Annotated in this window: 18 protein-coding genes; 10 read left to right on the top strand and 8 right to left on the bottom strand. The window is 67.7% G+C overall.

Annotated elements, in window-relative coordinates; translation table 11 throughout:
• Nucleotides 1-103: 103 nt before the first annotated feature.
• Nucleotides 104-373, bottom strand: coding sequence for a hypothetical protein (locus tag WS61_RS05025; protein ID WP_006480304.1), 270 nt, complete (start codon nucleotides 371-373; stop codon nucleotides 104-106).
• Between the two features lie 271 nt (nucleotides 374-644).
• Entirely contained in the window at nucleotides 645-2,996 is a 2,352-nt protein-coding gene (locus WS61_RS05020; RefSeq protein WP_059499518.1) for a phosphocholine-specific phospholipase C, read from the bottom strand.
• A gap of 590 nt (nucleotides 2,997-3,586) precedes the next feature.
• Between WS61_RS05020 and WS61_RS05015 the strand changes: the two genes are divergently transcribed.
• Both WS61_RS05015 and WS61_RS05010 read left to right on the top strand, forming a co-directional pair.
• Nucleotides 3,587-4,087, top strand: coding sequence for a GNAT family N-acetyltransferase (locus WS61_RS05015; protein WP_059499517.1), 501 nt, complete (start codon nucleotides 3,587-3,589; stop codon nucleotides 4,085-4,087).
• Between the two features lie 257 nt (nucleotides 4,088-4,344).
• The gene (locus WS61_RS05010; protein ID WP_059499516.1) at nucleotides 4,345-5,940 is read left to right on the top strand and encodes a thioredoxin family protein; all 1,596 of its coding nucleotides are present in this window, start codon (nucleotides 4,345-4,347) and stop codon (nucleotides 5,938-5,940) included.
• 34 nt (nucleotides 5,941-5,974) lie between these two features.
• Here the strand turns inward: WS61_RS05010 and WS61_RS05005 are convergent, their stop codons facing one another.
• On the bottom strand, nucleotides 5,975-6,226 hold the full coding sequence (locus WS61_RS05005) for a DUF4148 domain-containing protein (protein WP_059499515.1): 252 nt from the start codon (nucleotides 6,224-6,226) through the stop codon (nucleotides 5,975-5,977).
• Nucleotides 6,227-6,536: 310 nt separating this feature from the next.
• Nucleotides 6,537-7,940: a GntP family permease gene (locus tag WS61_RS05000; RefSeq protein WP_059499514.1), complete on the bottom strand. Its 1,404-nt coding sequence runs from the start codon at nucleotides 7,938-7,940 to the stop codon at nucleotides 6,537-6,539.
• Nucleotides 7,941-8,256: 316 nt separating this feature from the next.
• Between WS61_RS05000 and WS61_RS04995 the strand changes: the two genes are divergently transcribed.
• From WS61_RS04995 to WS61_RS04975, 5 genes are all read left to right on the top strand, one after another.
• Nucleotides 8,257-9,744: a sigma-54-dependent Fis family transcriptional regulator gene (locus tag WS61_RS04995; protein WP_059499513.1), complete on the top strand. Its 1,488-nt coding sequence runs from the start codon at nucleotides 8,257-8,259 to the stop codon at nucleotides 9,742-9,744.
• A gap of 54 nt (nucleotides 9,745-9,798) precedes the next feature.
• A complete protein-coding gene (locus tag WS61_RS04990; protein WP_059499512.1) occupies nucleotides 9,799-10,326 on the top strand; it encodes a BON domain-containing protein in 528 nt (175 codons plus the stop codon).
• A 61-nt stretch (nucleotides 10,327-10,387) separates the two neighbouring features.
• Entirely contained in the window at nucleotides 10,388-10,660 is a 273-nt protein-coding gene (locus WS61_RS04985) for a hypothetical protein (protein WP_082741903.1), read from the top strand.
• A 103-nt stretch (nucleotides 10,661-10,763) separates the two neighbouring features.
• The gene (locus WS61_RS04980) at nucleotides 10,764-11,069 is read left to right on the top strand and encodes an H-NS family nucleoid-associated regulatory protein (protein ID WP_059499511.1); all 306 of its coding nucleotides are present in this window, start codon (nucleotides 10,764-10,766) and stop codon (nucleotides 11,067-11,069) included.
• Between the two features lie 582 nt (nucleotides 11,070-11,651).
• Nucleotides 11,652-14,009 (top strand): GNAT family N-acetyltransferase, encoded by a 2,358-nt coding sequence (locus WS61_RS04975; protein WP_059499510.1) that lies wholly within the window; start codon nucleotides 11,652-11,654, stop codon nucleotides 14,007-14,009.
• Between the two features lie 650 nt (nucleotides 14,010-14,659).
• Here the strand turns inward: WS61_RS04975 and WS61_RS04970 are convergent.
• Nucleotides 14,660-15,211 (bottom strand): hypothetical protein, encoded by a 552-nt coding sequence (locus WS61_RS04970; RefSeq protein ID WP_059499509.1) that lies wholly within the window; start codon nucleotides 15,209-15,211, stop codon nucleotides 14,660-14,662.
• A gap of 175 nt (nucleotides 15,212-15,386) precedes the next feature.
• On the bottom strand, nucleotides 15,387-16,208 hold the full coding sequence (locus tag WS61_RS04965; RefSeq protein WP_059499508.1) for an IclR family transcriptional regulator: 822 nt from the start codon (nucleotides 16,206-16,208) through the stop codon (nucleotides 15,387-15,389).
• Between the two features lie 663 nt (nucleotides 16,209-16,871).
• Between WS61_RS04965 and WS61_RS04955 the strand changes: the two genes are divergently transcribed.
• Complete coding sequence (locus tag WS61_RS04955; protein WP_059499507.1) at nucleotides 16,872-17,720, top strand: ureidoglycolate lyase; 849 nt, start codon at nucleotides 16,872-16,874, stop codon at nucleotides 17,718-17,720.
• Nucleotides 17,721-17,909: 189 nt separating this feature from the next.
• Here the strand turns inward: WS61_RS04955 and WS61_RS04950 are convergent, their stop codons facing one another.
• On the bottom strand, nucleotides 17,910-18,293 hold the full coding sequence (locus WS61_RS04950) for a VOC family protein (protein ID WP_059499506.1): 384 nt from the start codon (nucleotides 18,291-18,293) through the stop codon (nucleotides 17,910-17,912).
• A gap of 122 nt (nucleotides 18,294-18,415) precedes the next feature.
• Between WS61_RS04950 and WS61_RS04945 the strand changes: the two genes are divergently transcribed.
• Nucleotides 18,416-19,042 carry an ABATE domain-containing protein gene (locus WS61_RS04945; protein ID WP_257127030.1) on the top strand — a complete coding sequence of 209 codons (627 nt, stop codon included), beginning with the start codon at nucleotides 18,416-18,418 and terminating at the stop codon, nucleotides 19,040-19,042.
• A 15-nt stretch (nucleotides 19,043-19,057) separates the two neighbouring features.
• Here WS61_RS04945 and prpR read toward each other — a convergent pair whose 3' ends face one another.
• Nucleotides 19,058-21,040, bottom strand: a complete 1,983-nt coding sequence (gene prpR / locus WS61_RS04940) for a propionate catabolism operon regulatory protein PrpR (RefSeq protein ID WP_059499504.1) — start codon at nucleotides 21,038-21,040, stop codon at nucleotides 19,058-19,060.
• 170 nt (nucleotides 21,041-21,210) lie between these two features.
• Between prpR and prpB the strand changes: the two genes are divergently transcribed.
• Nucleotides 21,211-22,104 (top strand): methylisocitrate lyase, encoded by an 894-nt coding sequence (gene prpB, locus WS61_RS04935; protein ID WP_059499503.1) that lies wholly within the window; start codon nucleotides 21,211-21,213, stop codon nucleotides 22,102-22,104.
• Nucleotides 22,105-22,106: the final 2 nt, after the last annotated feature.

Here is a 22,106-nt window from a genome sequence, read left to right as displayed (position 1 = left end):
TATCGGCCTTTTTCAACGCAGCGGCGGGAATGATGCAAAGCGCCTGACGGCGGCAGGGGGATGTGGGTGAGCCGACGCATTGCGCGCGGCTCACCGTTCGGAATCACGAGGGCGTGCGGGCGAGCGATGCGGCGCCGTGGTTTTCGCCGGGCAGCTCGGCGCCGTGCGAGCGGATCGCCGCGATCAGTTCGGCCGGGGTGATCTCGTAGCGGACTTCGCGGTGGATGCCGGGCTTGCGTTCGTCGATCTCGATCAGCAGCACGCTCTTGCCGTCGCCGGTCGCTTCGAGCCGGAGCGAGCGCAGTTCGCGGCCATCGGCCGCGTCGTGTTCGGTGAGCAGGGTCATTGCCCCGGATGAGCCGGTAGTGCGCATCGAACCTATCCTCGTGTCGTGGATGCCTTGGCGGCAAAGATGTCTTTGTTGAATACGGCTTGACGCAGTTTAACGCGAACGGGCCGCAACACGGAGCATTTTCGTGGCGGTGAAATGAGGGCTGAACCACCGATCCTTCTGATGTTTGAGCCGCGCCGGGCGGGCGTCTGCACCGGATCGGGCGCCGGCCGAAACCGGTGCCCGAGCGGCGTTCTCGGCCGTGCCGACACGGGCGGCGACGCGCGCTGCGCCGCGCGTCGCCGCGGCGGCGTCAGAAGCGGTCGGCGAGCCCCATCGCCGGGTCGCTGACCGAGTGCCGGCCGGTTTCCACGCGGCCGGCCAGGCGGCGCGAGAAGCTCGCGTCGCTGTCGGCGGTGACGATGAAGTCGTACCAGTAGCCGGTCGAGTCGAGCTTCCAGTGCAGTTCGGACTGGTCGCCGGCGTGCACCGTGACGGTCCACGTGGTGCCGGCGCCATGGCCGTTGCCCCGACCCTGGTCGTTACCGTTTTCGTCGTCGCGGCCATGACCGTGGTCGTCGTTTCCGCCGTGTCCCGACAGCGGCCCGTAGACCTGGTTCGACTTCACCGTGAAGCGCACCGTGCCGCCGCCGTCGTTGCGCAGCCGCAGGTGCAGGTTGCCGCTCGCGCCCGCATAGCCGACGCGTACTTCCGGATGCGGTGCGCGCGCGCCGGCCAGGCGGCTCAGGTCGCCGGTGAAGCGGCGGTGATAGCCGTTCGGGCCGAGCACCCACAGATCATATTTACCGCCATCGTCGGCGCGTGCGGCCCAGTCGCCGTGCAGCGTCTTGCCGGGCTCGACGACGTAGCGCCGCGGCAGCCGGTCGAGGTGCAGCTTGTCATAGACGTGAAACACGGCGGCGGCGCGGCCGGTGTTCGCGAACTTCAGCGTGACCGTGCCGGCGCCGGCATCGGTGCGTGCGCTCCCGTGCAGTTCGTACGGCAACGCGCGCGACGGGCGCACGCCGGTCGCCTGCGCGGGCAGCGCGGGCGTCGCGGGCGGCACGATTTTCGGCGCGGTTTGCTGCGCGGCGCTCAGCGCGTCGACCTGGCTTTTCGTCGTACGGCCCGCGAGCGTCGGCAGCGGCTCGTTGTTCGGCGTGCGGAAATTGAACGCGCTCGTCAGGTCGCCGCACACCGCGCGGCGGTACGCGCCGATCTGCGGCTCCGCGACGCCGAAGCGCGTCTCGAGGAAGCGCAGCGTCGACGTGTGGTCGAACACCTGCGAGTTGACCCAGCCGCCGCGGCTCCACGGCGACACGATCCACATCGGCACGCGCGGGCCCGGGCCGTACGGACGGCCGTCGGTTGCCGGCTGGCTCGACGTGGCCGGCGTGAAGTCGTGATACTCGACCGCGACGTCGGCGGCCGACAGCGTATGGCCGCCCGCGAGCGTGCCGTCGGCGTTGCGCGACGGCACGGCCGGCGACGGCATGTGGTCGAAGAAGCCGTCGTTCTCGTCGTAGTTGACCAGCAGCACGGTCTTGCTCCAGACCTCCGGGTTCGCCGTCAGCGCGTCGAGCACGGCCTGCACGTACCAGCCACCCTGCGCGGGGCTCGACGGCCCCGGGTGCTCGCTGTACGCGGACGGCGGGATGATCCACGACACTTCCGGCAGCTTGCCGTTGCGGATGTCGTCGCGGAACGTTTCGAGAAAGCCGTACGGCATCGTGTTGCCGAAGCCCTTCGCGAGCGGGCTCAGCGGATCGTCGATCGCGGGGTCGTAGAACGCGCCGGCCGCCGTCACCGGCTGCGTGATATCGGTCGACGCGACGTACGCGGGCCGGCGCGCGGCCGGCATCTGCTCGATCGCCGCGCGCCAGTGGCGGAAGCTCATCATCTCGTTGCAGCCGAAGTTGTCGATCAGGCTCTGGTAGACCTTCCAGCTCACGCCCGCCCCTTGCAGCCGGTCGGCATAGGTCGTCCAGGTCCAGCCCTGGCTCGACGGGCCGATGTCGTTGCCGCCGTTGAACTGGTTGTTCAGCGCGGCGATCTTCACGCGGCTGCCGTCGGCCGGGCTGATGCCGTTCGGGCCGTTGGTGCCGCTCCAGTAGAACAGGCGGTTCGCGATCGTGCCCGTGTGCATCCCGCAGTGGTAGTGGTCGCACAGCGTGAACGCATCGGCGAGCGCGCGCTGGAACGGCACTTCGGCCGCGTCGTAATAGCCCATCGACAGCGGCGTCTTCGCGTCCGGCCAGCGGTTCATCCGGCCGTGATCCCACGCGGCCTGCGCGTCGGCCCACGTGTGCGGCGTGCCGCCCGCGCGCTGCGCGTTGCCCTGGCGCGCGTCGAGGTGATACGGCGTCACGGTCGCGGCGGGCGCCGCCTTCGTGTACGTCTGATAGAACACGTCGCGGCCGTTCGGCGACGGCACCGCGAAGCGGTCGCCATAGCCGCGCACGCCCTTGAACGTGCCGAAGTAGCTGTCGAACGCGCGGTTCTCCATCATCAGCAGCACGACGTGCTTGACGTCCTGGATGGTCCCCGTTTCATGGAAGGCGGGAATGGCGAGCGCGCGGCGAATGCTCGGCGGAAACGCGGACAGCGCGGCGGCGGCGAGGCTGGAGCCGGCGGTCTGCTGAAGGAATTTGCGGCGTGACGTCATGGCGTTCGGATCCTGTGAAGGTGGGAGCGTTCGTGAGTTCGTCCGGCGGTGCCCGCGCGTGGTCCCGCCCCGGGACGATCCGCGATGCGTGCGTGTTCGGGGCATCGGCCGTGCGTCGCGGCGGTGCACGTATCGCGCCCGACGCGCGACGTTGCGCGAATACTGCGGCCTTGCCGTCGCGATCCTGTGCGCCGCACGCATCGTGATGCGCGGGGCAGGTGCCGGCACACACCGTCCCGGCGCATGGCCGGGCTGAGGCGGCGCCCAGTCTAGGGACACGACATGACGTCGACGTGATGAAGAAATGACATCGCGTGTCGCGTGCGTGACGTTGTGTGTGCAACGATTCGTTCAAGCGCGAATGCGAGGTCGAGTATGGTAAGAAATTACCGATCGTCGCAGGGGCGACCGGTCGGAGTTTTCCGAATGTTGCGAGGACGGCACACGCGCGTTTCGTTGCGGATGCAACCTGACGTGCGCCGGTGTGACGCCCATGTTTCAAATGCGTGAAATCGGCTAAGCTCGATGCGTTGCTGTGCACGTGCGCAGTCTCCGCGCGTTCGGCGCGACTTTTCGGAACCGGCCCACCCATGACCGATATCAGGATCCGGCACAGCGAGACGCACGACGTCGACGCGATCCGGCAGATCGCCGCGCATCGCGCGGTGTACACGAATACGTTGCAGCAGCCATTTCCGTCGCTCGAGAAATGGCGGAAGCGGCTCGACGACGTGCGCGAGCACAGCGTGAGCCTCGTTGCCGAAATCGACGGTACGGTGGTCGGCCATCTCGGCCTGCATCCCGAGCCGAATCCCCGCCGGCGCCACGCGGCGGCGCTCGGCATGATGGTCGACGCGGCCCATCACGGGCGCGGCATCGGCGGCCGGCTGCTCGCGGCCGCGATCGATCTCGCGGAGAACTGGCTGAACATCACGCGTCTCGAGCTGACCGTGTTTACCGACAACCGAGCGGCGATCGCACTCTACGAGCAACACGGTTTCCGCATCGAAGGCGAATCGCCGGATTACGCGTTGCGCGACGGCGTGCATGCGTCCGTGTATCACATGGCCCGCATCAGGACGCGGCAATGAAGGGCCGGCCGTCGCGGACGTGACGGCACGCGGCCGCGGCGCCGCGCGTCATATTCAATCGAGAATTCGTTCGTTTTCCTTCGGCTATACCTGTCGTATCTTCAAACGATTTGCCGGTCGCTGCGGCCGGCTTCGTGTTTCCGTATCGATGCATGCGCGGCGCTGCATGGCGTTCGGCCTCATCGCCATCGCATCGCGGCCCTCGTTGCGCGCGCGGCATCCCCCTGAAACCGTCCTTTTCAACGGAACCCGCTTCGATGAAAACCGTTCTCCGCAATCTCACCGCCGCCTGCCTGTTCGCTGCCGCCGCTGCGGCGCTTGCCGCTGCCGCGCCCGCGGGCGTCCCGGCGGCGAACGCAGCGCCCGACGGCGCGCATCTGCCGCCCGGCATCGCGTGGCAACACGGCGACGTCGATGCCGCGTTCGCGCTCGCGAAGCGCGAGGGCAAGCCGCTGCTGCTGTACTGGGGCGCGGCATGGTGTCCGTCGTGCAACCAGGTGAAGTCGACGATCTTCAGCCAGCAGGCATTCAAGGCACGTTCGTCGTTCTTCGTGCCCGTGTATCTCGACGGCGATACCGAAAGCGCGCAGAAGCTCGGCGAGCGTTTCAAGGTGCACGGCTATCCGACGATGATCCTGTTCCGCCCCGACGGCACCGAAGTGACGCGGCTGCCGGGCGAAGCCGATCTCGACCGCTACATGCAGGCGCTGTCGCTCGGGATGACGGCCGCGCATCCGGTGCGGCAGACGCTCGCGACGGCGCTGAAGAACGGCGCGTCGCTGACGCCGGACGAATGGCGCCTGCTGGCCGACTATTCGTGGGATACCGACGGCGCGTTGCCGGTGCCGGCCGATCGCGTCGCCGAGACGCTGCAGTCGCTTGCGCAACGCGCCCGGGCGGCGGGTGCGAAAGCCGAATCGGCGCGCTTCGCGCTGAAGTCGGCGGTGGTCGCCGCGTCGGACGACCCGGCGCAGGCCGGTGCGCTCGACAAGGCCGCGCTTGCCGATTCGCTGCGCACGGTGCTGCACGATCCCGCGCTGTCGCGGGCCGATTCGGACGTGCTGGTCGCGGCGCCTGCGCGCGTGGTCGCGTATCTCGGCGGCGACGACGCGCAGCGCACGAAGTTGCGCGGCGCGTACGACACGGCGCTGGCGCGCCTGTCGACCGACGGCACGCTGTCGTCGATCGATCGGCTGATGGCGTTGCACGGCCGCGTGCTGCTCGCGCGCGGCGACGCGCGCAAGGGCGCACCGCCCGCCGCACCGGCGCTCGCCGACACCGCGCGCAAACAGATCGCCGCGTCGGTGCAGCGCGCGGCGAACGCGTACGAGCGGCAGGCGCTCGTCAGCGAAGGCGCGGACACGCTGACCGACGCAGGGCTGTACGACGAATCGGATGCGTTACTGAAGGCCGAGCTGCCGCGTTCGTCCACGCCGTACTACTTCATGTCGGGGCTGGCCGCGAACGCGAAGGCGCGCGGCGACAAGGCGGCCGCGCTCGACTGGTATCGCAAGGCGTACGACGCGGCGAGCGGGCCGGCGACGAAGCTGCGCTGGGGCGCGACTTATTTTGCGAATGCGGTCGAACTGGCGCCGGACGATTCGGCGCGCATCGAAGGGATTGCGGCCAGTGTGCTCGCGCAGGCCGACAAGACCCGGGACGCGTTCTACGGCGCGAACCTGCGCGCGCTGACCAAGGTCGTCACGCAACTGAACCGCTGGCGCGGCAGCGGCGCGCACGATGCGTCGGTCAGGTCGGTCGTGAAGCAGTTCGACGGCGTGTGCGGGAAGCTGCCGGCGGGTGATCCGCAGGCGGCGGCGTGCGCAAAGCTGATCCAGCCCGTGAAGGCGTAACGGCGCACGGAGGGATCGCCGGGCGGGCCGACGATTACCGGCCCGACTCCGACGACGCGCCGCGATCGCTGCCGTATCCGGCGTCGTGCTGACGGGCGATCTTCGCTTCGGCGGATACGATGCTGGCCGGATAGAACCAGTCGCTCGACTGGAAGCCGGCCTGCTTGAGCGCCTTGACTTCGGCGTGGACCTGCGCGCGCGTGAGCGGCGGGTTCGACTGGGCCTGCGCGGCGAACGGGGCCGAGACGGTCAGCGCGATGGCAATGGCTTGGATCAGGCGTTTCATGATGGGGACCTCCACGATTTCCGGTGAATCGCGGCGCTTCGTTCGTCGAAGCGCCGCGAGCGTTGAAACCAGTGTAGGCCGAGGCGGGTGCCTGAAAAATGCGATCGCGCCCAACGCAGTGTTTTGCTGCGGGTAACAATGGGTGGGAGCGGGGTCGGGCGATGGCCCGGGCGACGGCCGGCGTGTCGATTTGGCGCAGGGAAATGAAAATCGGACCGGATGCGCTTGCCGGAATCCGTTCCGGTGCGCATGCGGTCCGATCCTGAACGGCGAGACGGCGGCGCACGAAACGCCGCCCCGATGCCAAGGCTTACACGAGCCCCGTCGCGTAGTACACGGCGATCACGAAGAATACCGCGAGCGTCTTGATGACGGTGACCGCGAAGATGTCGCGATACGACTCGCGGTGCGTGAGGCCCGTGACGGCGAGCAGCGTGATGACCGCGCCGTTGTGCGGCAGCGTGTCCATGCCGCCGCTCGCCATCGCGACGACCCGGTGCAGCACGTCCATCGGGATGTTGGCCGCCTGCGCGCCCTTGATGAACAGGTCCGACATCGCGGCGAGCGCGATGCTCATGCCGCCGGACGCGGAGCCAGTGATACCCGCGAGCGAGCTGACCGACACGGCTGCGTTGACGAGCGGGTTCGGGATGCTCTTCAGCGCATCGCTGACGACGAGGAAGCCCGGCAGCGCGGCGATCACGCCGCCGAAGCCGTATTCCGACGCGGTGTTCATCGCGGCGAGCAGCGCGCCGGCGACGGCGGCCTTCGAGCCGGCCGCGAAGCGATCGCTGACGCGCTTGAATGCGGTCAGCACGACCAGCACGATCCCGAGCAGCAGCGCGGCCTCGACCGACCAGATCGCGACGACCGTCTTGATCGACGTCGTGACCGGCGCGTGCACGCCCGGCAGCACTTCCGGCGCGACCGTGTAAGACGCGGCGCCGTACCACTGCGGGATCAGCTTCGTGAATGCAAAGTTCGACACGCCGACGAGGATCAGCGGCAGGATCGCCAGCGCGGGATGCGGCAGCGCCGTTGCCTCGACGCGCTCCGGCTCGTTGACGAGCGACGTGCCGTAGCCTTCGCCCTTCGCCATCGCCGAACGGCGGCGCCATTCGAGATACGCGAGGCCGACGACGATGATGAACAGCGAGCCGATCGTGCCGAGCGCGGGCGCGGCCCAGGCAGTCGTCTTGAAGAACGTGGTCGGGATGATGTTCTGGATCTGCGGCGTGCCGGGCAGCGAATCCATCGTGAACGAGAACGCGCCGAGTGCAATCGCGCCGGGCATCAGCCGTTTCGGGATGTTGCTCTGACGATAGAGTTCGGCCGCGAACGGATAGACCGCGAACACCACGACGAACAGCGATACGCCGCCATAGGTGAGCAGCGCGCACACCGCGACGATCACCGCATTCGCGCGCGAGCGGCCGATGTAGCGGATCGCCGCATGGACGATCGACTCGGAGAACCCGGACAGTTCGATCACCTTGCCGAACACGGCGCCGAGCATGAAGACCGGGAAATACAGTTTGACGAAGCCGACCATCTTCTCCATGAAGATGCCGGAGAAGACCGGTGCGACGGCGGCGGGTTCGGTCAGCAGCACCGCTCCGAGCGCGGCGATCGGCGCGAACAGGATCACGCTGTAGCCGCGATACGCGGCAAACATCAGGAACGCCAGCGCGGCGAGGACGATCACGAAAGACAAGGGAGTCTCCTAATGGCTTTGGTTGTTGTTCGATCGCGCGGTGCGCCGCGGACCGGCTCAGGTTCGTGCAGGTTTCGTGCCATCGGCCGGATTGCGCCGCCGGACATGGGTCCGCTTGCGGCCGGCGGGCTCGCGCCGGTGCAGGTCTGACGATTCTACATAAAACGTCTCCATCCGGAGACGTTTTAGCCATCCGGTCGACCGTCGAAATCGTGCAGGGCTTTCCCGGACAACGCATTGCGGCGTGTCTCCGGAGTGAGATAATCCGTCTCGTTCCGGAGACATCCGGCCGACGATAAACGGAGACGAAGACACGATGATGAACGACTGGGCCCGCCTGCCCGTCAACTACGGCGACGTGCTGCGGCGCGCTGCCGAGTCGCTGTTCCGGACCTTCGAGGATTCGAGTGCGGGCACGGTGGTGGTCGATCGCAACGCGCGCGTGGTGTGGATGAACGAGCGTTACGCCGCGCGCTTCGGGTTCGCCGATCCGCAGCAGGCCGTCGGCCTCGACTGCGAGGCCGTGATTCCGAACAGCCTGATGCGCGAGGTCGTGTCGACCGGGCAGCCGATCCTGCTCGACATCATGGAGACGGGCCGCGAGCCGCTCGTCGTCACGCGCCTGCCGTTGAAGAACGAGGCCGGCGAGACGGTTGGCGCAATCGGCTTCGCGCTGTTCGACCAGTTGAAGACGCTCACGCCGATTTTTTCCCGCTACGCGCAGCTTCAGCAGCAACTGATTGCGACGCAGCGCTCGCTCGCCCAGGCGCGCCGCGCGAAATACACGTTTGCGAGCTTCGTCGGCACGAGTGCCGCGAGCCTCGAGACCAAGCGCCAGGCGCGTCGCGCCGCGCAGGTCGATTCGCCGGTGCTGCTGCTCGGCGAGACGGGCACCGGCAAGGAGCTGCTCGCCCACGCGATTCACGCGGCGTCGGCGCGTGCACTCCAGCCGCTCGTGACCGTCAACGTCGCCGCGATTCCCGACACGCTGCTCGAAACCGAATTCTTCGGCGCGGCGCCCGGCGCGTACACCGGTGCCGATCGCAAGGGGCGCGTCGGAAAATTCGAGCTGGCCGATCGCGGCACGCTGTTTCTCGACGAGATCGGCGACATGCCGCTGCCGTTGCAGGGCAAGCTGCTGCGCGTGCTGCAGGACAAGGAGTTCGAGCCGGTCGGCTCGAACCGGATCGTGCGCGCGGACGTGCGCATCATTGCCGCCACGTCGGCCGACCTGCCGGCGCTCGTGGCAGCCGGGCGGTTTCGCGCGGATCTCTATTACCGGCTGAACGTGCTGACGATTCATGCGCCGCCGTTGCGCGAGCGCGCATCCGACATCGCGGCGCTCGTCTACGCGACGCTCGAGGAACTGGCGGCTCAGCACGGGCGCGCCGCGCACTGCGAGCTGACCGACGATGCGTTGCGGATGCTGTGCGCGTATCCGTGGCCCGGCAACGTGCGCGAGTTGCGCAATACGCTCGAACGCGCGCTGATGCTGTCGGACCGTTCGGTGATCGACGCGCGTGCGCTCGCGCCGTTTCTGGGGCCGGTGCGCATCTCGCCGGAGGGCGCCGCGCCGGCGCAGCGGGTTGCCGCGGCACCGGCCGAGCAGCGCGCGGGCGATGCGTCGACGGCATCCGGTGCGCCGGCCGCCTCGTATGCCGATGCGCTGGCGGCGTGGGAGCGCCGGTTTCTGACCGATGCGCTGGCGGCCTGTGACGGGAAGGTCGTCGAAGCGGCCGCGCGTATCGGGATCGGCCGCGCGACGCTGTACAAGAAACTGGCGGCGCTCGGTATCGACCGGTAGGCCGATCGGCGACGCCGAAGCGGCTCGACGTAACGCATCGCACGGGAGATCGCGATGAAGCGGATCGGCATTGCAGGATGGCTGACCATGTTGCTCGCGAGCGCCGCACTCGCGCAGGCTGGCGACGCCGATGCGCCCGAGGCGCGGCGCAACTGGTACAACGATCCGTTCGTCGCGCTGTCGCAGGACGTGGCCGAATGCCCGTTGCCGCTCGGCCCGTGGATGACGCGCGCCGAGATGACGGACGATGCGCACTACCGCGCCGAACGCGGCACGACCTGCTGGCTCGCCCATCGCTGCACGAAGCCGAACTCGTATATGTATGACGCGTCGATCGCCGATGCCGCGAAGGCGCACTTCGCCGGCTCCGATCGTCTGCGCGGCACGAGCCTGTGGATCACCGTACAGCGACGTTTCATCTACGTCGAAGGATGCGCGGATACGGCGTTCGATCGTCAGGCGCTGCAACGCGAATTCGAGGCGCTTCCGGACGTCGAGCAGGTTTTCGTTCGCATCACCGAGGATCCGCGCAAGCACTTGCCGTACAAGGCGCGCGGGCAACCCGAGCGCACGCCGGACTGACGGCCGAAGGGCTGCCCATGGCATACTCGCGACATTCAAAAAAAGGTTGACGGGAAGAACGATGAAACACATGCTTGCGTCGGTCTGTCGGTGGCCTCGGGCGGCCGTGATGTTGGCTCTGGTTGCAGGGCTCGGCGGGTGCGGCGGCAGTGCTCCGCTGTTCACTTCGGACGGGCGTCCGACCACTCAGGTGCAATGCACCGGCAGCGACTGGAGTAATTGCACCGACAATGCCCGGGCCATGTGCAACGGAGATTTCGACGTGATCCAGCAATCGACGGATGACGCCGTGCGAAATCTTCTCTTCGCATGCAAGAAGAAGAGCGGTTATTGATCCCGAAATGACCGGCTGAGGAGATCACGATCGGGCGACGCGCTTTTCTGTTTGCTTTGAGTCCCTTGTTTTTCACGAATAACACTCATGGAGTCCCATCCATATGGCGACCTACAGGCAACTGAGCGCGCAGCTCGAACGGCTTCAGCAAAAAATCGACAAGGAACGTGAAAAGGCGGTTGCCGACGCGATTGCGGAAATCCGCGCGAAAATCGACGAATACGACATTACGCCGGAAGAGCTCGGTTTTCTTCCGGCAAAATCGGCTGCCGCCGCTATCGCCGCGAAGCCCAAGCGACCCTTGCCGCCGAAGTACCTGAACCCGAAGACGGGCGAAACCTGGAGCGGCCGCGGGCGGGCGCCCGCATGGCTGGGCAAGAATCGCGGACGTTTCCTGATCAAGGACTGACTCCCGAAAATCCTCACCTTTCGTGCGCCGACCGACGGTGCGAACGGCCATGCGGCCTTCGCACCGTTTTGTTTTGGCGCAATCGTCATGCGATTTTCCCGGGCGAATTGAAGTGCAACGCCGCGCAATCAACGGATCCCGTTTTGCGAATTCCCCGCGATCCGGCCGCATATTGCCGCGAATTCCCGTAAACAGCCGCGTAATGGCGCAATGCATGCGCATTGCCATTCGCGCTTTTCGCGGTGCATGCCTGACGCGGATTTTCATCACCTTTCGCATGCTGGCGCGGTGTGTCGTGCGATTCCCGAAGATACTCACCTTGGCTCCTGTAAATCCTCACCTTTGAGAAGCGGCTGCAGCGTCGTGCCGCGTTACGTGCATCGCGGGAAGAACAGGTGCTGCGACGCCGGCCGCGTGGGTTGCAGTCCATGGTGCGAGCATTGACGTCCGTCGAATAGCCGGCCGTTCGGCATATAGGCAGTCGCGGGCGCTTCGCCTATGCTTGGGATTCGCGTCGATCGGCGCACGGCCTGCGTGGCCGCATGCCGATCGTGTCGTCTTTCGTCACCGCAGGGAGCCGATGTGACCGTTCGCCATCTCGATGCGTTGTTCCAGCCCAAGTCCGTGGCGGTCGTCGGCGCGTCGTCGCGCGCCGGCAGTATCGGCGCGATGGTGTGGTCCCGTGTGCTCGACGGCGCGTTCCGGGGGCCCGTGTGGCCGGTCAATCCTAAATATCGCGAGCTGGACGGGCATGCGGTCGTCTCCGATGTCGACGGGCTGCCCACGCCGCCGTCGGTTGCGGTGATCTGCACGCCGCCCGCGACCTGGGCCGGCATCGTGCGCAAGCTCGGCGAGCTCGGCACGCGCGTCGCGGTGATCGTCGGCGAGGCGCGCACCGAGGCCGATCGCGCCGCGGTCGATCGCACGCTGAAGGCGGCGAAGCCGTTCGTGCTCCGTATCGTCGGGCCCGGCAGTCTCGGCGTGTCGTCGCCCGCGCGGCATGCGCATTTCGGCGCGCCTGCCTATACGGCGCGATCGGGCGGCGTCGCGTGGGTGTCGCAATCGAATGCGCTGACGAACGCGGTGCTTGGCTGGGCCGATGCACGGGGCCTCGGCTTTTCGCATGTCGTCGCGCTCGGCAGCGAATCCGATGTCGATGCGGGCGACGTCCTCGACTATCTGGCGAGCGATCCCGGCACGCGCGCGATCCTGCTCGAGCTCGATACCGTGCGCGCGGCGCGCAAGTTCATGTCGGCGGCGCGCGCGGCCGCACGCAACAAGCCGGTGCTCGCGTTGCGCACCGGCCGTGCCGATCTCGGCGATGCGCTCTATACGGCGGCGTTCCAGCGCGCGGGCATGGTGCGCGTCGATGCGCTCGACGATCTGCTCGACGAAATCGAGACGCTCGGCGTCGGCCGCGTCACCGCGCGGGGCGCGGCGACGCTCGTGACGAGCGATGCGGGCGTGGCGAAACTCGCGGTCGATGCGGTTGCGGAAGTGCGCGACGTGCTGGCCGCCTGGTCGCCCGCGGCAACGTCGGCCGTCGCGGCCGCGCTGCCGCACCTCGCGTCGCCCGGCAATCCGCTCACGCTGGGCGACGACGCGCGCCCCGAGCACTTTGCCGCGGCAATCAAGGCGCTCGCCCCGTTTCCGCAGACGGGCACGCTGTTCGTCGTTCATTCCACTTCGCACAGCGCGCCGGCCGATTCGGTCGCGCGCACGCTGATCGACGCGCGGCAGCATGCGCATCGCGGCATCCTCGCGTGTTTCTTCGGCGCGGTGGACGCGGCGACGCGCGATGCGCTGCACGCGAACGGCATTCCGGTGCACACGACGCCGCAGCGGCTCGCGCGCGCGTATGCGCGTCTGGTCGACTACAACCTCGGGCGCCAATTGCTGATGCAGACGCCGGAGGGTACGCCGCCGCAGCCGGCCGAGTGCGTGGCGTCTGCCCAGGCCGACGCACGTCGCATGGTGGAAGCCGGTCAGCATGAGCTGGCCGGCGAAGCCGCGCTGCACTGGCTGTCCCGTTTCGGTCTGCAGGGCGAGCAGCCCAACGAACCGGCCGGCAAGAACGTCGTCGACATCACGGTCGACATGTACGACGATTCGAACTTCGGTCCGGTGTTTCGCTATGCCGTGCCACCGGCCGACGGCGTATCGGCGCCGCTCGTCGTCTACGGCCTGCCGCCGCTGAACACGGTGCTCGCCCGCGCGGTGATGGAGCGTTCGCCGTATGCGCGCAGCACGCCCGTCGAGCCGACGCTCGACGCGCTGACGGCGCTGTCGCAGGTCGTGTGCGACGTACGCGAAGTCGTTGCGATGTCGATCACGCTGCGCGTGCTGTCCGACCGCACATGGGTGGTCGCGCCACGCATCACGCTGGCTTCGGGGCGTAGCCGGCTCGCGATCATGCCGTATCCGCGGCACCTCGAGCAGACGCTCGAATGGCGTGGCGAGACGGTGACGATCCGTCCGATCCGTCCGGAAGACGAGGCCGCACACAACGAGCTGCTCGGTGCGATGACGCCGGAAGATCTGCGGATGCGTTTCTTCGGCGCGGTGCGCAGTTTCGATCACTCGCAGGTGGCGCGCATGACGCAGATCGACTACGACCGTGAGATGGCTTTCATCGTGTCGTTCACCGATGTGTCGGGGCGCGACCACACGCTCGCGGTCGCGCGTGCCGTCGCCGATCCCGACAACGAGACGGCGGAGTTCGCGATCGCGGTACGGCCCGATCAAAAGGGCAAGGGGCTCGGCCGGCTGATGATGACCCGCATCATCGACTACGCGCGCTCGCGCGGCACCGCATGGATGGTCGGCGAGGCGCTGCGCGAGAATTCGGCGATGATCTCGCTCGCGAAATCGTGCGGGTTTGCGGTGTCGACGACGGAGGAGCCCGGCGTCGTGGGTTTCAGGATGAAGCTGCAGCCGTAGTCGTCGGTTTCAGGTCCGGCGCTTGGGGCAGCGCATGGGTCGACGCACCCGAACATCTCGCCATGTCGCACACTAAATAAGGAATGCAAAGCATTCGGGGCGGCCTTGAAGCAAAGCGTTCGGCAACGTGTCGGACCTGCCGGTCGAAGCGATACCGCAACGCACGCATGGTGTCCGGCGATGCTCGCAGCGTGCTGCGATATTGGCCCGCCGCAGCCGTTTCCACCGATGTGCCTGCAAGCATTCGCTGCCGTGTTCCGGCCTCGCGTTTTCAAAGCCGTCGCCAAGGTGAGACTTTTCGGGAACGGCGAGTGAGCTTTTCCGGGGCAGCATGGTGAGCCGATACGGGAGGGTTCGGTGAGCTCTCCCGGGAACGGCCGGTGAGTACCTGCGGGAGACGCCGGTGAGCCTTTCCGGGAGGCTTCGGTGAGCACCTGCGGGAGCGATTGGTGAGGACGTTCGGGAGCCGTCAGTGAGCGTCTCCGGAGTCTCGGGTGAGGCTTTTCGGGAGACCATGGTGAGCGCTTGCAGGATGCCGAGGTGAGCTTTTTCGGGAGCATGCTGACGCACGGCTCCTGTGGGCGCGACGCCGGCCCGTGCCGGCGTGAAGCGCGAGTGCGGGCACGCAGGAACCGTGCCCGCAATTACATTCACGCAGCGAGTTTCGACGCCGCGTCGTTCACCTGGTCGCGCGAAATCGCGAGTTCCTCGAGGTGCGCATCGGCATAGACTGCACCGGTTTCGCGTTCGAGGCGGGCGATCGTGAGCGCACAGCGCGCGGTGTCTTTCGGCATCGCGATGAAGCGCCTGACCGACTCGCCGGACGTGAACGCGTCGAACAGTGCGCCGCGCACGTCGTCGGGAAGCGTCTTGGTCCACTGGTACGGCTTGCCGTTGAACGTGATCGACGGCGGCAGCGTGCGTTCCTTCTTGGTCGCCGTGATGAGCCCGTAGGTGCGCGCCGCGTCGCCGATCTGCTCGGGCGAGAAGAGTTCATCGGGCGTGATGTCGAACTGCTCGATGTAGTTTTCGATCGCCTGCATTGCGGCGGCACGATCGTCGCGCTTTTTCTGCGCGCGCGCGACGATATCGCGCAACTCGTCCGCTTCCTCGGGCGTGATCGTGAAGCTTGCCTGCTTCTGCTGAAGTTCGGAGAAACGCTGGAATTCTTGATCGTTCAGAAGTTTGGCCATGACATCCATCGAATACGACGGCCGTGACAACCGGCCGCCGTAGTTTTTGAGAGGGCCGCTATTCTAGCGTAGCGCCGCGGGTGCCCGATGCGACGTCGCGCATCGGGCACCGCACGGGCGTCGCGCATATCCGGAGCCGGCGCCGCTGCGCCGTGCCCGTGCATTTTTCCGGGTAACCCGCTCGTCAGCAGGTCTCGGTGCGGCACATCGACAGATGGGCGGCCGTATCGCGCAGTGCGCCGACGACCACGTCGACGGACGGCGCCATGTGCGCATCGATGCGGCGCATGTACGGGCAGGTCAGCACCGCGATCGCGTGGCCGGCCGGCCCGAGGATCGGCACGGTCAGGTCGGTCACGCCATACGCTTGCCGGCTGTCCTGGCGCAGATAGCCGGACTGCCGGATCGACTGACACGCATTCGCGAGCTCCTGCTCGTTCAGCGGCGCCTCGCCCTTGACCTTGCAGTGCTCGGCCAGCATGTGCGCGCGTTGCTCGGCGCTTTGGTACGCCAGCATCATGCAGCCCGACGCCGTATCGGCGAGGCCGACGCGCGAGCCGAGCCGGACCGACACGCCCCACGGGCCGGGCCCGTCCACCTGCGCGATCACGAGCAGGTTGCCGCGATCGTAGACGGACAAGTGGCACGACTGCTCGGCGGCATCGGCGAAGCGCTGCATCGGCGGCAGCGCCTCGGCGATCAGCCGGTTCATCGGCGGATGCCGGTGCGCAAGTGCGAACAGCTTGAGGCTGAGCGTGTAGCGGTCGCCGCCGGTCGAACGCATCACGTAGCGGCGCGCGACGAGGCGTTCGAGCATCCGGTAGATTTCGCTCGCGTTACGGCCGAGCTCCTTCGTGATTTCGGTGCGGGTGAGTCCTTCCTTCTGCTCGGACAGGAGTTCGAGAATGTCGAGGCCCTTGTCGAGCGCGGGTGCGCGATAGCGGTCGATTGCGGCCATCGATTCCCGTGCGTCGCAGCCGGGAAGCGGGTCGTTGGTTGTCTGCATTGTCGGTGTGAGGTTGGGGGATTACCGTCGATCGGTCGGCGACGCACGCTGGCCGGTTCTGCACGCGTACAGGGCGGCCCCGCGGATGGCCATGGAAACCATCCGTGCGAGCTTAGCAATAAACATACAGTGTGCAATGCAGCGTCTTTTTACCGATCGTTACCGAACAAGAACGGATGGGCAAACGTTTTCGATGACAGGGGCACCCCGAATTGCCAGTATTCATGCACCGATGGCAGGCGCCGCCGCGAATGACGGCCGAGCGATCGACGTGGGTGCAGCGGGTGCTGCGCCGCAGCGTCGGCAGGCGCACCAATAGTCGGTATCCGTCGCGCGTCATTTCACGGCGCGCGGCCGATGGTACAAAGGCTTGCGGGCCAGCGACGGCGCGGCCGCGCGTGCAGCCGGCCGGCATGGGCCGGCACGCGTCGCGGATGCCGGGCCGTCGTCGCCGATGCGCAGACCGGCGGCCGCCCGTTCGATGCGCGCCGTACCGTCGTACGGCGCCGCGATCGCTGCGCCCGCGCGACTCTCGCGCGTCGACGGCACGCCGCATACGGCGCCGACGCGTGCACTCGACGATCGACAACCCGTCCGGCGCGCGGCCGCGAAAGGCCGCGTCGGCCGGTATCCTGTCCCATTCGACAACAGAGGTTAAGCACGATGAAACTGCTTCGCTATGGCCCGTCCGGCCAGGAAAAGCCCGGCATCCTCGACGCGGCCGGCCGGATTCGCGACTTGTCCGCGCATGTGCCGGACCTTGCCGGCGATGTGCTGTCCGACGCGGGTCTCGCGCGGCTGCGCGCGATCGATCCCGCCACGCTGCCGCTCGTGTCCGGGGAGCCGCGTATCGGCGCGTGCGTCGGTCGCGTCGGCAAGTTCATCGGCATCGGCCTGAACTATGCCGACCACGCGGCCGAAGCCGGCATGGCGGTGCCGAAGGAGCCGGTCGTGTTCGGCAAGTGGACGAGTTCGATCTGCGGCCCGAACGACGGCATCGACATCCCGAAGGGTTCGGTCAAGACCGACTGGGAAGTGGAGCTGGGTGTCGTGATCGGCGCGACGTGCAAGGACGTCGACGAAGCGCGCGCCCTCGATTACGTCGCGGGCTACTGCGTCGTCAACGACGTGTCCGAGCGCGAATGGCAGATCGAGCGCGGCGGCCAGTGGGACAAGGGCAAGGGCTTCGACACGTTCGGCCCGCTCGGCCCGTGGCTCGTCACGCGCGACGAAGTGCCGGATCCGCAGCGTCTCGACCTGTGGCTCGAAGTCGACGGCCACCGCTATCAGAACGGCAACACGCGCACGATGGTGTTCACGGTCGCGCAACTGATCGCGTATCTGTCGACCTGCATGACGCTGCAGCCGGGCGACGTGATCACGACCGGTACGCCGCCGGGCGTCGGCATGGGCATCAAGCCGTCGCCGGTGTTCCTGAGGGCCGGCCAGACGGTGCGCCTCGGGATCGAAGGGCTCGGCGAGCAGTTGCAGAGCACGCGCAACGCGCAATGAGCGCGTGAGCGGCGCGGGCCGGCGGGAACATGTAGCCGCCCGCGCGCGGGCCATGCTGCCCGATCCGTCGGCATGACCGCCGCCGCGACCGGCGCGCACCGAACGACGAGGTAGTCGAAACCATGGGCCCGGTTCCGCGCGAGGCGGAATCGGGCCTTTGTCGCTCGTCCGGCGTCCGCACGCAGCGGATCAGACGACGTTGTCGAGCTCGCAATGCGCTTCGAGCCGATACCCGTCGGGATCGACGACGAACGCCGCGTAATAGCCGGGGCCGTAGTGCTCGCGCTTGCCGGGCCCGCCGTTGTCCTTGCCGCCGTGCTCGAGCGCGGCGCGGTAGAACGCATCGACCTCGACCGGCGACGCGGCCTTGAACGACAGGTGCAATCCCGAATCGGGATCGGCGACGACGGGGCGAGCCGCGTGCTGCAACCACAGCTCGGGCTCGGTCGTGCCGTACCCGATGGCGCCGTCGTCGCTATACAGACGCTTGTAGCGAAGCGCGCCGAGCGTGATGTCGTCGTACGTGCGGCCGGCGGCGATGTGGATAACGTTGAACGAAAGACGATCGATCATCTGTGTCTCCTTGGATCGAAGGGAAGGGCAGTGCAGCCCCCTGTTTTTAACCACCATGGCGGTTATGTTAGAAATCGCTCGGACGCTTGTCAACTGGCATGGTGGTTAGATACGATCGCACCATGAGAAAAACGCAACCTTCCGTCACGACGAACTGCCTGATCCCGGCGCCGCCCGAAACGCTGAGCCTCGATTTTGCGAACACGCTGTACTGGCGCGGCAGCGACCCGCCGACGGAAACCTTCGGCACGCTGGACGACCTGCTGGCGTGGTGCCGCGAACAGGCGGGCGTACCGGCCGGGCTGGCCGACGCATGTCGCGTGCCTGACGAAGAGAAAAAGGGCGACGAGCCGACGATGCTCGCGCGGGCGCTCGCGTTGCGCGAGGCGCTATACCGGCTGTTTCACGCCCAGGCGGAGCAGCGCGAGCCGCGGGATGCCGATCTCGCGCTGCTCGGCGGCTTTCTGGCGGAAGCGTCGCCGCGCGTTGCGCCGGTGCGCGTCGATGGCCGCTATGCGTGGCGGATCGACGCGCCGGGAGCCCCGCTCGCGAGGCTGCTGAGCCCGGTGCTGTGGTCGGCGATCGACCTGCTCGGCAGCACGCGGCTCGCGAAGGTCAAGCGCTGCGCGAACGATGCATGCCAGTGGCTGTTCATCGACGACAGCAAGAACGGCAGCCGACGCTGGTGCTCGATGTCGTCGTGCGGCAATCGCGCGAAGGCGTATCGCCACTATCACAAGGCCGAATGACCGGGCGGCCCGAACCTATTTCGCCGACAGCTTCCGCCACAGCGTCGTCTTGCTGATGCCGAGCATCGCGCACGCGCGGTCGCGGTCGCCGCCGCACGCGTCGAGCACCGCGCGGATCTCGTCGGCTTCCGCGCGACGGCGGCGCGCATGCAGCGTTTGCGTGTCGTCGGCGTCGGCCGCGTCGGGCGGCGCGGCGAACAGTTCGGGCGCGATCGCCTGCAGCGCGCCGGGGGCGAGCGCCGCGCACGCGGCGCCCGGATCGCTCTCGTCGGCTTCCTCGGCCAGCTCCACCGCGATCCGCTCGACCACGTTCTGCAGTTCGCGGACGTTGCCGGGCCAGCGGTAGCGCGCGAGCGTCGCTTGCGTCGCGTCGAGCACACGCAGCGCGTCGTCGGTGTCGCGCACGCGTTCGGCGAGACGCGGCTCGCGCCGCGCAGCCTGCACGAGCAGCGTCGCCGCGAGCGCGGGAATGTCGGCCGCGCGCTCGCGCAGCGGCGGCAGGCCGACGTTCAGGATGTTGAGCCGGTAATAGAGATCCGCGCGGAACGTGCCGGCCTCGACGGCCGCGAGCAGCGGCCGGTGCGTCGCGGCGATCACGCGCACGTCGATGCGGATCGGCTCGGTCGAGCCGAGGCGGATCACCTCGCGCTCCTGCAGCGCGCGAAGCAGCCGGCTCTGCAGCGACGGCGGCATCTCGCCGATCTCGTCGAGAAACAGCGTGCCGCGGTGCGCGGCCTCGAACAGGCCGGTCTTGCCGCCGCGCCGCGCGCCGGTGAACGCGCCTTCTTCATAGCCGAACAGTTCGCTCTCGAGCAGCGCTTCCGGAAACGCGCCGCAGTTGACCGCGACGAACGGATAGTTGCGCCGCGCGGACAGCGCGTGCAGGCTCTGCGCGATCATTTCCTTGCCGGTGCCGCTTTCGCCGAGCACGAGCACGGTCGCGTCGGATTTCGCGTAGCGGCGCACGAGCTCGCGCACGCGCGTCATCGGCGCCGATGCGCCGACCACGTCGTCGAGCGCGTAGCGTGCGGCGAACTGCTGCGTGGTCGGTTGCGAACGCAACGCGCGATCGAGCCGTTCGACCGCGCGCGATTCCTGGAACGTCAGCACGCTGCCCGACGTGACGCCGCGATCGACCAGCGGCCCGCGATGCACGACGTAGCGCACGCCGCGTATCGTCGCGAGCGCGTCGCCGTCTTCGCCGCGCAGTGTGCGCAGCTCGGGCCGCAGGTCGACGAGCGCACGGCCGACGGCCGCCGCGGGTTCGACCCCGAGCGCCGACGCGAGCCGTTCGTTAATCGCCTCGACGCGGCCGTGCGCGTCGAGCGCGACCACGCCGTCGCGCAGGTGCTGCAGCAGCGTGTCGAGCCGCTGGCGGCGGAATGCCTCCGCGTGCGTCGCATACGCGACTTCGAGCGCCGTCTCGACGGCCTTGCGCACCGACGCGTGCGAATACAGGAACACCGCGCCCATGCCGGCGCTCGCCGCGAGATCGGTAACGAGGCCCGGGCCGACGATCGTTTCGATGCCGCGATCGCGCAGGTCGTGCACGCAGGCTTCCGCTTCCTGCGCGGACTGATATGACGCAAACTGCACGTCGAGGCCGTACGCGGTGACGAAGCGGCGCACCTCGGGCGGCGTTTCGCCGGCGCTGACGAGCGCGATCCGCGCGGCATCGCGCCGCGCGCGCGCGAGCGCCTGCATCACGTCGAAGCCGGTCGGCGACACGACCACCACCGGCACCTGCGCCCGCGTTTTCAGGAAGCCGCCGTTCGAGCCGGCCGCGACGATCACGTCGGGCCGCGCGGCGCCGGCCTCGGCGATCGCGCTCAGCGCGTCCTCGTACGCGCGCGTCACGATGCGCACGTCGGCGCGTTCGTCGAATTCGCCGGCGATCTCGCGAAACAGGTCGCGCAGGCGGCTGATACCCATCGCCCAGATGCGCGGGCGCACCGTGCGGTCGGCAGGGCCGACGGGCTTGGTCGAAGAGAGGTCCATGACGGCCGATTATGTGCGCGCGATTTCATTTTTGAAACATGAAATTGCCGAATTGAAATGAGAGACCGATGCAACGCCCTCGGCGGTTGCTTAAGAATCAGTGGGTTAGCGGCGTTTTGCAAGCTGGCCCGGTCCTTGCTGTTATCGGGCATTCCATCAGGAGGCCGTTCATGAGCAATACGCATCTTCAGAGCGCCGGCGCGAAATTCCGCGCGGCAGTCGCGGCCGAGCAGCCGCTGCAGGTGGTCGGCGCGATCACCGCGTACGCGGCCAAGATGGCGCAGGCCGTCGGCTTCAAGGCCGTGTACCTGTCGGGCGGCGGCGTCGCGGCGAACTCGCTCGGCATCCCCGACCTCGGCATCAGCACGATGGAAGACGTGCTGATCGACGCGACCCGGATTACCAACGCGACCGACCTGCCGCTGCTGGTCGACATCGACACGGGCTGGGGCGGCGCATTCAACATCGCGCGCACGATCCGCTCGTTCATCAACGCCGGCGTCGCGGCCGTGCACCTCGAGGACCAGGTCGGCCAGAAGCGCTGCGGCCACCGCCCGGGCAAGGAAGTCGTGCCGACCGACGAAATGGTCGATCGCGTGAAGGCCGCGGTCGATGCGCGCACCGACGACCAGTTCGTGATCATGGCGCGCACCGATGCGGCCGCCGCCGAAGGGATCGACTCGGCGATCGAGCGCGCGGTCGCGTACGTCGAAGCCGGCGCGGACATGATCTTCCCGGAAGCGATGAAGACGCTCGACGACTATCGTCGCTTCAAGGCGGCCGTGAAGGTGCCGATCCTCGCGAACCTGACCGAATTCGGCTCGACGCCGCTGTTTACGGTCGAAGAGCTGCGCGAGGCGAACGTCGACATCGCGCTGTACTGCTGCGGCGCGTATCGCGCGATGAACAAGGCTGCGCTGAACTTCTACGAAACGCTGCGCCGCGACGGCACGCAGAAGGCAGCCGTGCCGACGATGCAGACGCGCGCCGAGCTGTACGACTTCCTCGGCTATCACGAATACGAGCGCAAGCTCGACGAACTGTTCGCGCAGGGCAAGAAGTAACG

The organism is Burkholderia sp. ABCPW 11, assembly GCF_001523445.1.
In the GTDB taxonomy this organism is placed as follows: Bacteria; Pseudomonadota; Gammaproteobacteria; order Burkholderiales; family Burkholderiaceae; genus Burkholderia.
Note: the sequence above shows the minus strand (reverse complement) of the source record. Positions and strands in the feature narration are given on the sequence as shown.

What these genes read in the sequence shown, in the direction of transcription:
- WS61_RS05025 (WP_006480304.1), bottom strand. Translation starts at nt 373, where the DNA reads ATGCGCACTACCGGCTCATCCGGGGCAATGACCCTGCTCACCGAACAC.
- WS61_RS05020 (WP_059499518.1), bottom strand. Translation starts at nt 2,996, where the DNA reads ATGACGTCACGCCGCAAATTCCTTCAGCAGACCGCCGGCTCCAGCCTC.
- WS61_RS05015 (WP_059499517.1), top strand. Translation starts at nt 3,587, where the DNA reads ATGACCGATATCAGGATCCGGCACAGCGAGACGCACGACGTCGACGCG.
- WS61_RS05010 (WP_059499516.1), top strand. Translation starts at nt 4,345, where the DNA reads ATGAAAACCGTTCTCCGCAATCTCACCGCCGCCTGCCTGTTCGCTGCC.
- WS61_RS05005 (WP_059499515.1), bottom strand. Translation starts at nt 6,226, where the DNA reads ATGAAACGCCTGATCCAAGCCATTGCCATCGCGCTGACCGTCTCGGCC.
- WS61_RS04995 (WP_059499513.1), top strand. Translation starts at nt 8,257, where the DNA reads ATGATGAACGACTGGGCCCGCCTGCCCGTCAACTACGGCGACGTGCTG.
- WS61_RS04990 (WP_059499512.1), top strand. Translation starts at nt 9,799, where the DNA reads ATGAAGCGGATCGGCATTGCAGGATGGCTGACCATGTTGCTCGCGAGC.
- WS61_RS04985 (WP_082741903.1), top strand. Translation starts at nt 10,388, where the DNA reads ATGAAACACATGCTTGCGTCGGTCTGTCGGTGGCCTCGGGCGGCCGTG.
- WS61_RS04980 (WP_059499511.1), top strand. Translation starts at nt 10,764, where the DNA reads ATGGCGACCTACAGGCAACTGAGCGCGCAGCTCGAACGGCTTCAGCAA.
- WS61_RS04970 (WP_059499509.1), bottom strand. Translation starts at nt 15,211, where the DNA reads ATGGATGTCATGGCCAAACTTCTGAACGATCAAGAATTCCAGCGTTTC.
- WS61_RS04965 (WP_059499508.1), bottom strand. Translation starts at nt 16,208, where the DNA reads ATGCAGACAACCAACGACCCGCTTCCCGGCTGCGACGCACGGGAATCG.
- WS61_RS04955 (WP_059499507.1), top strand. Translation starts at nt 16,872, where the DNA reads ATGAAACTGCTTCGCTATGGCCCGTCCGGCCAGGAAAAGCCCGGCATC.
- WS61_RS04950 (WP_059499506.1), bottom strand. Translation starts at nt 18,293, where the DNA reads ATGATCGATCGTCTTTCGTTCAACGTTATCCACATCGCCGCCGGCCGC.
- WS61_RS04945 (WP_257127030.1), top strand. Translation starts at nt 18,416, where the DNA reads ATGAGAAAAACGCAACCTTCCGTCACGACGAACTGCCTGATCCCGGCG.
- prpR (WP_059499504.1), bottom strand. Translation starts at nt 21,040, where the DNA reads ATGGACCTCTCTTCGACCAAGCCCGTCGGCCCTGCCGACCGCACGGTG.
- prpB (WP_059499503.1), top strand. Translation starts at nt 21,211, where the DNA reads ATGAGCAATACGCATCTTCAGAGCGCCGGCGCGAAATTCCGCGCGGCA.